Annotated in this window: 12 protein-coding genes; 6 read left to right on the forward strand and 6 right to left on the reverse strand. The window is 72.3% G+C overall.

Annotated elements, in window-relative coordinates:
* Window positions 1-76 precede the first annotated feature (76 nt).
* The 5 genes from OG210_RS27745 to OG210_RS27765 form a co-directional block, all read right to left on the reverse strand.
* Entirely contained in the window at window positions 77-784 is a 708-nt protein-coding gene (locus OG210_RS27745) for a DUF4097 family beta strand repeat-containing protein (protein WP_328324654.1), read from the reverse strand.
* A 103-nt stretch (window positions 785-887) separates the two neighbouring features.
* The gene (locus OG210_RS27750) at window positions 888-1,571 is read right to left on the reverse strand and encodes a hypothetical protein (RefSeq protein WP_371539188.1); all 684 of its coding nucleotides are present in this window, start codon (window positions 1,569-1,571) and stop codon (window positions 888-890) included.
* A gap of 53 nt (window positions 1,572-1,624) precedes the next feature.
* Entirely contained in the window at window positions 1,625-2,482 is an 858-nt protein-coding gene (locus OG210_RS27755) for a biotin-dependent carboxyltransferase family protein (protein ID WP_371540508.1), read from the reverse strand.
* Between the two features lie 59 nt (window positions 2,483-2,541).
* Entirely contained in the window at window positions 2,542-3,216 is a 675-nt protein-coding gene (locus OG210_RS27760; protein ID WP_328335340.1) for an allophanate hydrolase subunit 1, read from the reverse strand.
* Window positions 3,217-3,299: 83 nt separating this feature from the next.
* The gene (locus OG210_RS27765; protein ID WP_328335339.1) at window positions 3,300-4,049 is read right to left on the reverse strand and encodes a 5-oxoprolinase subunit PxpA; all 750 of its coding nucleotides are present in this window, start codon (window positions 4,047-4,049) and stop codon (window positions 3,300-3,302) included.
* 179 nt (window positions 4,050-4,228) lie between these two features.
* Here OG210_RS27765 and OG210_RS27770 point away from each other — a divergent pair, with 179 nt between their 5' ends.
* The 5 genes from OG210_RS27770 (at window position 4,229) to OG210_RS27790 (ending at window position 10,342) form a co-directional block, all read left to right on the forward strand.
* A complete protein-coding gene (locus OG210_RS27770; RefSeq protein ID WP_328324651.1) occupies window positions 4,229-4,948 on the forward strand; it encodes a GntR family transcriptional regulator in 720 nt (239 codons plus the stop codon).
* A gap of 155 nt (window positions 4,949-5,103) precedes the next feature.
* Window positions 5,104-5,835, forward strand: a complete 732-nt coding sequence (locus OG210_RS27775) for a DUF969 domain-containing protein (RefSeq protein ID WP_328324649.1) — start codon at window positions 5,104-5,106, stop codon at window positions 5,833-5,835.
* Complete coding sequence (locus tag OG210_RS27780) at window positions 5,832-6,800, forward strand: DUF979 domain-containing protein (protein ID WP_328324647.1); 969 nt, start codon at window positions 5,832-5,834, stop codon at window positions 6,798-6,800. Before OG210_RS27775 ends, OG210_RS27780 begins: the two co-directional genes overlap by 4 nt.
* A 120-nt stretch (window positions 6,801-6,920) precedes the next feature.
* Entirely contained in the window at window positions 6,921-8,006 is a 1,086-nt protein-coding gene (locus OG210_RS27785; protein ID WP_328324645.1) for a DUF2891 domain-containing protein, read from the forward strand.
* 194 nt (window positions 8,007-8,200) lie between these two features.
* Window positions 8,201-10,342 carry a primosomal protein N' gene (locus tag OG210_RS27790; protein ID WP_328324643.1) on the forward strand — a complete coding sequence of 714 codons (2,142 nt, stop codon included), beginning with the start codon at window positions 8,201-8,203 and terminating at the stop codon, window positions 10,340-10,342.
* A gap of 273 nt (window positions 10,343-10,615) precedes the next feature.
* Here the strand turns inward: OG210_RS27790 and OG210_RS27795 are convergent, their stop codons facing one another.
* Complete coding sequence (locus tag OG210_RS27795; protein WP_328324641.1) at window positions 10,616-11,194, reverse strand: hypothetical protein; 579 nt, start codon at window positions 11,192-11,194, stop codon at window positions 10,616-10,618.
* A gap of 236 nt (window positions 11,195-11,430) precedes the next feature.
* Here OG210_RS27795 and fmt point away from each other — a divergent pair, with 236 nt between their 5' ends.
* Entirely contained in the window at window positions 11,431-12,363 is a 933-nt protein-coding gene (fmt, locus tag OG210_RS27800) for a methionyl-tRNA formyltransferase (RefSeq protein ID WP_328324640.1), read from the forward strand.
* The last annotated feature ends 53 nt before the right edge of the window (window positions 12,364-12,416 follow it).

Below are 12,416 nucleotides of genomic sequence, written 5' to 3' on the forward strand. Positions count from 1 at the left end.
ACAGCACTGCCCGGCCCCTCCCACCGGAGGCGCCGGGCAGTGCTGTGCTGTCGATCAGTGGCCTCTCTGAAGAAGGTCACTGACCTGCCGACTCCACAGTCAAGTCACCGTTGTTTGTCGACAGATCCAAGCGGTACTTGCCCGACGGGTCGTTCTTGAACGCCACCTTTTTGTCGCCGTGGGAGTCGTTCGCTGAGATCTGGTAGCTGGCGGGCGGGGCCGTGACCGTGAGGCTGCCGCTGGTCGTGCGGGCCCTGATGTTCTGCGCCGTTGCCGTCTGGATCGTCACCTCGCCGTTCGACGTCTGCGTGTCGATGTCGCCGCCCTTGGCGTCCTTGACGTTCACGTCACCGTTGGACGTGCGCAGCTTCACCGGGCCCGTCGTCTTGTCCACCGCGATCTCGCCGTTGCTCGTGTGCACGTCGACCAGGCCGACATCGGTCAGTGTGAGACTGCCGTTGGAGGCGCCTCCCGTCACCGCGAGACCGGCGGGCACCTTGACCACGTAGTCGACGCCGCAGTTCTTGCCGCAGCCGGAGAGCGTCAGGACGCCGTTCTCGACACTGAACGAGGTGCCACTCGGCTTGTCACCACGGTAGTTGACCTTGCGGTGCACGGAGGTCGTTGAGATATCCGCCGAGGCGTCCACCTTCACCCCGCCGTTCCCGCTGTCGAGACGGATCGAGGAGATCTTCTGGGGCACCTTGGCATCGTCCTCGAAGGTCTTCTGGCCGAGGGCCGAGCATGCGGAGAGCCCGCCGACGGTGAGGGCAGCGAAAGCCACCGTTGCAAGGAGACGCGTCCGTAGGCCTCGCATGAAGTTCCCCCGTCTGGAGCGAGTTGGATCGGTGATCAGTCACTGCGACCTTATGCAGCCACAGTCCCGCTCACGATGGGGAAAACCCCCCAATGTGCGGATAGCCGGTCTCCGTGATGTCTCCTGCCAGGTCGGCCAGCGTGATCCCTGGGTTCAATGCACGGACCACTCCTTCGGCCAGCGGAAGCGAGGAAAGGATGTGCTGAACGGCCGCCAAGTCGACCGAGAGCTCGTAGTAGTCCTCGGCCCATCGCTGAAATGCTTCCGCAGAGCGATCTGCCAGCAGACTGAACAAGTACGCAGCGCCGTCCGGGTCCCCCGTGGTTGCTTCGGGGAAGTCGATCGTTCCAGTCTTCCAGTGATCGTCTCCCGCCTCTCGCCACATGCAGGCAGTGACGACAGGCATCCCGTCCTCGTCTGTGAAGGCCGGTTCCTCGACACACGGCTGGAAGACATCGGGCACGTCATCGAGCACGCCGGGCCATGGCCCGTCCTCGGCATAAGGACTCATGGGTGACTCGTGCGCGAACCCGCGCACATAGGCTCCGGCGGCCGAGAACACGATCGAGTACTCGTCACCCGACCCATTGCCCATCGAGGCCATGGCCTCCGTCCCGGACCAGTGGGCGTTGAAGGAGTAGCAACGGTCCGGCCACTCAGGGCTCAGGATCGCCTCCAGCATGGCCATCGAACGGCAGTGATCTCGGAGGGCAGCTATCCCGGGCAGCTGTCGGGCAATGTCATGAACGGTCACGCGCACATCCAAGCGCACGCCTCTGACACTCCGGGGCGGACCGAGGGGTCGGCTCAGCGGATCAGGGTGAAACGGAGTTCCGTTCCGGGTGCTGCCTGGGCGGCTGCGGACAGGGACGGTTCCGGGACGACGCCGATCACCGGGTAGCCGCCCGTCGTCGGGTGGTCGTTGAGGAAGACCACCGGGCGGCCGTCCGGCGGGACCTGGACCGCGCCCAGGACGACGCCCTCGCTGGGGAGTTCGCCGTGCCGGGACCGTTCCAGGGCGGGGCCGTCGGTGCGCAGGCCGATGCGGTTGCTGTGCGGCGACACCCGGTATTCGGCCGTCGCCAGGGTGCGCAGGGCGTCCGGTGTGAACCAGTCGTGGCGGGGCCCGGGCCGCACCGGCAGCACCAGGGAGGCGGGGATGCCGGGCCACGGGGCGGTGTCCGCGCCCGGGGGAGTTCCGTGGTCCCGCGGTGTGCCGAGCGGGAGGGCGTCGCCGTCGCGCAGGGGGGCCGGGCCGAGACCCGAGAGCAGGTCGGCCGAGCGGCTGCCCAGTACGGGCTCGGGGCACAGGCCGCCACCGAAGGCCAGATAGCTGCGGACCCCGTGCTGCGCCGGATGCGCTTCGAGCACCGCACCGGCGGGCACCACGACCGGGGCGCCCCAGGGCGCCGGCCGCCCGTCGACCGTCACCCGGCAGGGCGCACCTCCGACGACCGCGGTCACCGCCCGGGTGGGGCGGACCGCGCAGCCGGTGAGCGTGGTCTCCAGTACGGCGGCGTCCGCCGGGTTGCCGGTCAGCCGGTTGGCCAGCTGCCGGGCCGGGTCGTCCAGGGCGCCCGCTCGCGGGACGCCGAGATGGGCGTACCCGATGCGGCCGCCGTCCTGCACCGTGGTCAGGGCGCCCGCGCGGACCACCTGGAGCACGGCCGGTACCGCCGGTACCGACGGCGTCTCCGGTGTCCCTGGCGTCACTGTCGTCCTCGTCACCGGGCTGCCTCCTCCGTACGTGTTCCGGCAGCGCGGTGGCGGTCCGAGGTCTCCACAAAACGGACCCGGGTGCCCGGTGTCAGCAGTGCGGCGGGGTCGCGGTCCTGGTTCCAGAGGCAGTCCGGGTCGGGTGTCCGGCCGATGAGCTGCCAGCCGCCCGGCGACGCGCGCGGGTACACGCCGGTGTACGGACCGGCCAGCGCCAGCGATCCGGCGGGGACCCGGGTGCGCGGGGTGGCGCGGCGGGGCACCCGGAAGTGTTCCGGGAGACCGGTCAGATAGCCGAAGCCGGGAGCGAAGCCCGAGAAGGCGACCCGGAATTCGATGCCGCTGTGGACCCGGGCCACGTCGCCGGGTTCGACGCCCCACACGGCGGCCACATCGACGAGGTCGGGTCCGTCGTACACCACGGGGACCTCGACGGCCGGGCCGGCGTCGCGCGGCAGCGGCGGTATCCGCCAGGAGACGAGTGACCGGGCCAGGCGCTCGGGAGCGCCGGGCGGACCGTCGGTGATGCCGTCGAGCAGGACGGTCCTGGCGCCCGGAACGATCTCGCGTACGGCGGGGAGTCCGCCGAGGGCGCGACGGCGCAGCAGTTCGGCGTGGAACGCCTCGGCGGCCGCCCCGGTGGGGAGTTCCACGAGCAGGCCGTGGCGCCCTGCGGGCAGCACCCGGATGCTGTCGGTGTCGCTCGCCCTGGTGGTTGTGGTCGGGCCGGTGCCGGGTGCTTCGGCCGCGGTCCGCTCCTTCGCGTTCACGCGAACGCCCCGACCCGGACACCGGCTTCTTCGAGCGCCGCTCTGATCCGGCGGGCGACGCCGGCCGCGCCGGGGGTGTCGCCGTGCACGCACAGGGAGCGGGCGCCGACCGGCACCTGGCTGCCGTCGACGGCGGTGACCGTACCGTCGACAGCCATCCCGACGGACCGGCGCACGACCGTTCCGGCGTCCTCGACCACCGCGCCGGGTTCGCGGCGTGGCACGAGGGTGCCCTGAGGGGTGTACGCGCGGTCGGCGAAAGCCTCCTCGACCGCGGGCAGGCCCGCCGCCCGGGCGGACGCGAGCAGCCGTGAGCCCGGCAGGCCCAGGACCGCGAGGCCGCCGCCCGCGAGGCGGATGCCTTCGACGACCGCCGCGGCCTGCTCCTCGTCATGGACGGTGCGGTTGTAGAGGGCGCCGTGCGGTTTGACGTACGAGACATCCGGCCCGGCGGCCTCCGCGAAGACCCGCAGCGCGCCGATCTGATAGGCGACCTCGGCGGCCAGTTCGCCGGCCGGCACATCCATGGAGCGGCGGCCGAAACCGGCGAGATCCCGGTACGAGACGTGGGCGCCGATACGCACGCCGCGCGCGGCGGCCGTATCGCACACCCGGCGCATCACGGAGGCGTCGCCCGCGTGGAAACCGCAGGCGACGTTGGCGCTCGTCACACAGGAGAGCAGGGCCTCGTCATCGGTGAGCTGCCACCGGCCGAAGCCCTCACCGAGGTCCGCGTTGAGATCCATCACGCACGTACGCTAACTAATTGTTGAACAATCTGACAAGGGTGATGAGAGAGCGGACCGGGCGCGGTCCGGGGAGGCGGCCGGGGCGGCTTGGGCGCCGGTGCCCGTCTGCGGTTGACTTGGCGGCGCTGCCCGGCGTGGGGCGGAGCGGCGAACGACTGATGGACAGGGGTCGAGACATGGCGGGGACAGCGGGCCGGACTTCTCCGGATCTCTCGGAGCTGACGGCGGGCGGTGCCGCTCCGGCCGGCACGGGCGCGGGCACCGCGGAGCGGGTGGCGGCGATCCTGCGGGAGCGGATCACCGAGGGGTACTTCCCGCCCGGCAGCCGCCTGTCCGAGGAGAGCCTCAGTGCCGCGCTCGCGGTGTCCCGCAACACGCTGCGGGAGGCGTTCAGGCTGCTCACCCATGAGCGGCTGCTGGAGCACCGGCTGAACCGGGGTGTCTTCGTCCGTGTCCTGGCGGTCGAGGACCTCGTCGACATCTACCAGGTCAGGCTGCTGGTCGAGTGCGCCGCGCTCCGTGCGCTGGGGGAGCCGCCGTACCGGCTGGACGACGTGGAGGCAGCGGTGGCCACCGGGGAGCGGGCGGCGGCCGTGGACGACTGGGCGGCCTGCTCCACCGCCAACATCCGGTTCCACCAGGCGCTCGCGGCGCTCGCGGGGAGCCCCCGGGTGAACGAGCTGATGCGCAATGTGCTGGCCGAACTGCGTCTCGCCTTCCATGTGATGGCGGACCCGCGGCGCTTCCACGAGCCCTATCTCACCCGGAACAGGCAGCTCGTGGACCGGCTGGCCGCTGGTGACGCGGCGGGCGCCGAACGGATGCTGGGCTTCTATCTGGAGGACTCCCGCCGCCAGCTCGCCGAGGCCTACGCGATGCGCCTCGCCGCGGAGTGAGCGGACCGCGGGAGCGGTGACTGCTCGCGCTTCCGTCCGCCCCGTACTCGGTGACGAACACCTCTTGTGTGTTTGTTGAACAATCGCCTAGGGTCTCGCGCAGCATCCCCGTCTGATCAGGGCCGTCAGGTCCATGCGCGGAAGAAGGCCGACGCGTGATCGTTCTCCTCGGCGTGCTTGTGGTGATCCTCGGATTCGCCACGCGCCGCAATCCCCTCCTCGTGGTGGGCGCCGCCGGCATCGTGACCGGACTGCTCGGCAAGATGTCGCCGCAGGAAGTGCTGGCCGCGTTCGGCAACAGTTTTGCCTCGTCCCGTTCCGTGACCGTCTTCGTCATCACCCTCCCGGTCATCGGACTTCTGGAGCGCTACGGCCTCCAGGAACAGGCCCGCAACCTCATCGGACGGCTCGGCGCGCTGACGACCGGCCGCTTCCTCGCGATCTATCTGCTCATCCGCCAGCTGACCGCCTCCGTCGGACTGACCAGCATCGGCGGCCCGGCGCAGAGCGTGCGCCCGCTGATCGCCCCGATGGCCGAGGCCGCCGCCGAGACCAGGGCGGGCGGACCGCTGCCGAAGCGCCTCCGCGAGAAGATCCGCTCGCACGCCTCGGGCGCCGACACCATCGGCATGTTCTTCGGTGAGGACTGCTTCATAGCCATCGGCTCGATCCTGCTGATCACCGGCTTCGTCAACTCGACGTACAACCAGCACCTCGAACCGCTCAGCCTCGCCCTCTGGGCGATCCCGTCCGCGATCTGCGCCTTCCTCATCCATGGCGCGCGGCTGCTGCATCTGGACCGTGTGCTGGAGCGCGAACTGGCCGTCGTCGCCGCCGAGAACGAACTTGCCGCCCATACCGCCCGCCGCCCCGAGGACCTCAAGTGATCAAGTCCGAGTACTTCTTCTGGCTGGTCGGCGCGGTCTTCCTGGTGATGGCGGCGCAGATGGCCGGCGACCGCACCAACCCGAAGCGCTTCGGTTCGGCGTCCTTCTGGGGCCTGCTGGGCGCCTCCTTCTTCTACTCGACCGGTGTGGTCGACAAATCGCTTCCTGCCGAGCCGCTCGGTGCCGCCGTCCTGGTGCTGATCGTCCTCGGCGGCTTCGGCCTGACCGGCAAGGGCACACCGCACACCCCGCCCCGCGAGGAGCGGGCCGCTTCGGCCGCGCGGCTCGGCAACAAGCTGTTCCTCCCGGCCCTCACCATCCCGGTCGTCGCGATGCTCTGCGCGACGCTGCTGAAGGAGGTGAAGATCGGCGGCGAACCGGTCCTGGAGCCGGGGTACGAGACGATCCTGGGCCTCGGCATCGGCGCGATCGCCGCGCTGGTGGTCGGCATGGTCGTCCTGCGGGAACGCCGCGTCACGGTCCCCCTGCACGCCGGGCGCAGCATGCTCGAATCCATGGGGTGGGCCCTGGTGCTGCCCCAGCTGCTCGCGGTGCTCGGGTCCATCTTCCAGACGGCGGGCGTCGGCGACCAGGTCGGCAGGATCACCGAGGCGATCCTGCCGGACGGCCAGCGTTTCGTCGCGGTGCTCGTCTACTGCTGCGGCATGGTCCTGTTCACGATCGTCATGGGCAACGCCTTCGCGGCCTTCCCCGTCATGACGGCGGCGGTCGGCTGGCCCGTCCTGATCCAGCAGATGCACGGCAGCATCCCGGCGATCCTCGCCATCGGGATGCTGTGCGGCTTCTGCGGCACCCTCGTCACACCCATGGCCGCCAACTTCAACCTGGTCCCGGCCGCGCTGCTGGAACTGGACGACCAGTACGGCCCCATCAAGGCCCAACTGCCCACGGCGGCGGCTCTGCTGGTCTGCAACATCGCCGTCCTGGCGCTGTTCGCATTCTGACCGTCCCGCCTTCTGGCCGAGCCGCGTTCTGACTACCCGTCTCGCCCTGCCCCGCTCCGTCTCGACCCGCCCCGCCCCGCCCCGCCCCGCCCCGCCCCGCCCCGCTCAAGGAGTACCGCCATGCCCCCCACCCCGCCGGTCCCGGCCTCCGTTCTGCCGAGTGAGTACGCGCGTCCGTTCGCGGAGCTGGCGCTCCACAACGTGGTGCGCGAGTACCCGAACGCCCCGGCCCACCTGTACGCCGGCCCCGAGGAGATCGTCGCGCCGCGCGAGCTGCACCCCGCGTTCTACGGGTCCTACGACTGGCACTCCACCGTGCACATGCACTGGCTGCTCGTCCGGCTGCTGCGCCGCTTCGGCCCGGCCACGACTGCCGGGGACCCGAGTGGCGCGGACGCGCTGCCCGCAACCCTCGCGATCCGGATCACCGAGGTCCTGGACACCCATCTGACCCCCGCCAACATCGCCGTGGAGGCCGCCTACCTGCGCCGCCGCCCGTCGTTCGAGCGCCCCTACGGCTGGGCCTGGCTGGTGGCGCTCGCCGCCGAATGCCGGGCGCTGGGTGGCGCGGTGGGCGACCGGTGGGCCGACGCGCTCGCCCCCGCCGTGGACGCCGTCGGCGATCTGCTCCAGTCCTGGCTGGCCAAGGCGACGTACCCGGTCCGGCACGGCGTGCACAACAACAGCGCCTTCGCTCTCGGGCTCGTCCTGGACGCGGGCGAGCGGGCCGGTCTCGCCCGTCCGGTGCTGGACGCGGCGGCCGGCCGGCTGACCGACTGGTTCGCCGGGGACCACGACGCGCCGCTCCACTGGGAACCCTCCGGTCAGGACTTCCTGTCGCCCGCGCTGACCGAGGCGCACGCGATGCTGCGCGTCCTGCCGGCCGCTGACTTCCCCGGCTGGCTCGCCGGATTCGTACCGGCGCTCACCAGCGGCGACCCGTGCTCCCTGCTCACCCCGCCGGTGATCTCGGACTACTCCGATCCGCAGATCGGGCATCTGCTCGGCCTCACCCTGAGCCGGGCGGCGGGGCTGCGCGCCGTCGCGGCCGCGCTGCCCGCGGGACCGGCGCGCGAGGCCGTGGAGGAGTCGGTCGCGGCCCATCTGGCTGTGGGGCTCCCGGCCGTCTCGTCCGGCGAATTCAATTCCGACCACTGGCTGGCGACGTACGCCGCGCTGGCCCTGGACACAGCGCCCGGACACTGAACGCCGACCCGGATCACCCGCTCTGGATCATCCGCACTGGATTATCCGCGCCGGATCACCCGCGCCGGATCACCCGCCCCGGATCCCCGGCGCTTGTCGCCGGCCCGGAGCGCCGCGGCGGCACTCCTGTGCCTGCTGCGCAGCCCGTCCCTCCGACAGGCCCGATGTCAGAGGGGTCTGGTAGGAATTTGGCTGTGAGCAGCGACGACGAGCAGCCCGGGACCCCCGCCGACGGGGGCCCCGAGCAGCTTGCCCTCATCCGGGAGACCGTACGCCGCACGAAGGTGCCCCGGGCCAAGCCGCGCACCTGGCGCGGGGCCGCTCTCGCCAAGGAACTGCCCGTGGCGCGGGTCGTCGTGAACAAGGGTGTGCTCCACCTCGACCAGTTCTTCGACTACGCCGTACCCGAAGAGCTCGACGAGGCGGCACAGCCGGGTGTGCGGGTGCGGGTCCGCTTCGGCGCGGGCAGCCGCAATGTGCGCGACGGCCGCCGTGAGGGCGGTGGGCTGATCGACGGTTTCGTGGTCGAGCGCCGGGCCGATACGGACTACTCGGGACCGCTCGCGGCGCTGGCCGGGGTGGTGTCGCCCGAGCCCGTCCTCAGCCCTGAGCTGCTCGGGCTCGCGCGGGCGGTCGCCGACCGGTACGCGGGCAGCCTCGCCGACGTACTGCAACTGGCCGTGCCGCCGCGGAACGCACGGGCCGAGAAGAAGCCGTCCCCCGAGCCGCTGGCACCACCGCCCGCACCGGAGCCCGGCACCTGGGCCCGGTACGGACAGGGGCCGGGCTATCTGCGGGCGCTGGCGTCCGGCGGGGCGCCGCGGGCCGTGTGGACCGCGCTGCCGGGACCGCACTGGCCGCAGGAACTGGCGCTCGCCGTCGCCGCCGCGCTGTCCTCGGGGCGGGGCGCGCTCGTCGTGGTGCCCGACGGGCGTTCGGCGGCCAGGGTGGACGGCGCGCTCACGGCGGTCCTCGGCCCGGGACACCACGCGCTGCTCACCGCCGACGCCGGGCCCGAGAAGCGGTACCGGCAGTGGCTCGCGGTGCGGCGCGGCGCCGTGCGGGCCGTGGTCGGCACCCGGGCCGCGATGTTCGCGCCCGTCCAGGATCTCGGCCTGGCCGTCATCTGGGAGGACGGGGACGACAGCCACAGCGAGCCGCACGCACCGCTGCCGCACGCCCGCGAGGTCCTGCTGCTCCGCGCCGCGCACGACAAGTGCGCCTTCCTGCTGGGCAGTACGAGCTGCACGGTGGAGGCCGCCCAGCTCGTCGAGACCGGCTGGGCCGCCCCGCTCGTCGCGGACCGGGAGCAGGTGCGGGCGGCCGCTCCCCTCGTACGGACCGTGGGCGACCTCGATCTGGCGCGGGACGAAGGGGCCAGGGCTGCCAGGCTGCCCAGCCTGGCCTGGCAGGCCGTGCGGGACGGCCTCAAGAGCGGCCCGGTCCTGGTGCAGGTGCCGCGCAGAGGCTATGTACCGAGACTCTCCTGCGAGCGCTGCCGTACGCCCGCGCGGTGCGCGCACTGCTCGGGCCCCCTGGAAGCACCGGACGAGCGCGCGCTGACCTGCGGCTGGTGCGGACGCGACGCGACCGGCTGGCACTGCCTGGAGTGCGGCCATACGAGGCTGCGCGCGCAGGTCGTGGGCACGCGGCGGACGGCCGAGGAGCTGGGCCGGGCCTTCCCGGCCGTGCCTGTACGGACGTCGGGGCGCGACCATGTGCTGGACACCGTGGACGGGCGGCCCGCCCTGGTGGTGAGCACGCCGGGCGCCGAACCGGTCGCCGAAGGCGGTTACGCGGCGGCGCTGCTCCTTGACGGCTGGGCGATGCTCGGCCGGCCCGACCTGCGCGCGGGCGAGGAGGCGCTGCGCCGCTGGATCGACGCGGCGGCGCTCGTACGGGGCCAGAGCGAGGGCGGCACCGTGGTGGTCGTCGCCGAGCCGACGCTCCGCCCCGTCCAGGCGCTGGTCCGCTGGGACCCGGCCGGGCACGCGGTGCGTGAGCTGGCCGACCGGGCCGAGCTGGGCTTCCCGCCGGTCTCGCGGATGGCCGCGGTGTCGGGGCGGGCGCAGACACTGGAGGAGTTCCTCGAAGCGGTCAGGCTGCCGCAGGACGCCGAGGTACTGGGACCCGTGCCGCTCGTCCCCACCGACCCCAACAGGCCCCGCAGGCCCGGCGATCCGCCACCGGGCGAGAGCTGGGAGCGTGCGCTGGTCCGGGTGCCGCCGGGGAGTGGAGCGGCGCTCGCCTCGGCGCTGCGGACGGCGCAGGCGGCGCGGCTGACGCGGGGCGGCGATCCGGTACGGATCAGGGTCGACCCGCCTGATATCGGCTGACACCGAACGGCCCACCAGTGCTTGCCGGTTGGGTTGCTTGCGTCACCTGCCACAACCGCATCACCTGCGTCACATGCGCCACCGTGCCGATGCCGATGCCCGGCCCCGGATTTCCATACTCCTGCCGGTACTTGCTTCCGTACCTCTACTTACTTCCGTACCTCCGCCACGAACTCCGCGCTCCCGGCGCGCGACTGCCCCCGGCGCGGTCCGGCGCGAGGGGCAGTTGATGCGGGGCGGGCAGCGGCGAAGTGCTTGGAACCGAGCGGCCGGTCAGCCGTTGCGCGGCCCGGGGAAGGCGCTCGGGCGTGCCTCCTCGCGCAGCGCGTGGCCGCCCGGCGTGGGCTGGGGCGGCATCGAGCGCGCGGCGGGCACCGACGGCAGGGCCGGTGACACCGGCAGCGCGTGCGGCGGAGCGGCCTCCTGGCTGTCCTCGTCGGTGTCGGAGCTCTCCGGCTCGTCGTTCGCCGCTGCCGCGACAGCCGCGACAGCGGCGGCTGCCGAAGCCCGCCGCGTGCCGTATCTGCGGTGCACCGCCTGCTTGGTGACTCCGAGCGCCGAGCCCACCGCGTCCCACGAGAAGCCCAGCGATCGGTCGAAGTCCACCGCGGCTGTCACCAGGGTCTCGACGCTGTCCCGGAGTTCCTGGGCCAGGCGGACGGTCGGGGCGGGGGCCCGGCCGTAGACGACGAAGCCCGTGGAAGGGCCTGAGCGGCGCGGGCGGTAGACATTGCCCAGCTGAGCGGTGAGGGTGCGCAGTGCGTCCACCTGTCGGCGGACCCGCTCGATGTCTCTGACCAACAGGTGCAGGCTGGCCCGCGCTTGGGCGTCGTGGGTTGCGTGGTCGGCCATGAACAAGCCTCTCGAACCGGCGTTGAAAAGGATCGGGCCGCGCATACGGCCCACTTCATTTCGGTCAATCTCCTTTGACCAACGCTCCATCCGCTGTTCTGGTCACGCTGCGGGGGCGTATGGGCATATGCGAGGGGCGCGCGGCGGTGCGTACGCCCCCTCGGAACGGGCCCGTAGACTGGTGCGCTGCTCGTAGTCGTGTCGTAGTCGTGCGCAGTCGGTCCGAGAGGCATCCAGTGAAACTCGTCTTCGCAGGCACCCCCGAGGTCGCCGTCCCCGCTCTGGACGCCCTGATCGCATCCGACCGGCACGAGGTGGCCGCGGTGGTGACCCGCCCCGACGCCCCCGCCGGACGCGGCCGCAGGCTGGTGGCGAGCCCGGTCGCACAGCGCGCCGAGGAGGCCGGCATCGAGGTGCTGAAGCCGGCCAGGCCGCGGGACGAGGACTTCCTGGCACGGCTGCGGGAGATCGGTCCCGACTGCTGCCCGGTCGTGGCGTACGGGGCGCTGCTGCCCAAGACCGCCCTCGACGTGCCGGCGCGTGGCTGGGTCAATCTGCACTTCTCGCTGCTGCCGGCCTGGCGCGGTGCGGCGCCCGTGCAGCACTCGATCATCGCGGGCGACGAGGTGGCCGGTGCGTCGACCTTCCTGATCGAGGAGGGGCTCGACTCGGGTCCGGTCTACGGGGTGCTCACCGAGGAGGTGCGCCCCACCGACACCAGCGGCGATCTGCTCACCCGGCTGGCCTTCGCGGGATCGGGCCTGCTGGTGGCGACCATGGACGGGATCGAGGACGGCACCCTGCACGCGGTGCCCCAGCCGGCCGAAGGGGTCTCGCTCGCACCGAAGATCACCGTCGAGAACGCCAGGGTCGACTGGTCAGCCCCCGCGATGCGCGTGGACCGTCTGGTGCGCGGCTGCACACCGGCGCCGGGTGCCTGGACCGTCTTCCGGGACGAGCGCCTCAAACTGGTTTCCCTCGCCCCGGTCACCGACCGCACGGACCTGGCCCCCGGCGAACTGGCCGTCGCCAAGAACAGCGTGCACGCGGGCACCGGCTCGCACGCCGTGGAGCTGCTCTGGGTCCAGCCCCAGGGCAAGAAGCCGATGCGCGCGGCCGACTGGGCGCGCGGTGTACGGATCGTCGCCGGCGAACTGCTCGGCGAGTAGCGCGCTCGGCGAGCAGCGCGCGTACGGCGCGGCCCGTCCCGTACGAGGGAGCG

Origin of the sequence: Streptomyces sp. NBC_00466 (assembly GCF_041433995.1) — a bacterium.
Classification (GTDB): Bacteria; Actinomycetota; Actinomycetes; order Streptomycetales; family Streptomycetaceae; genus Streptomyces.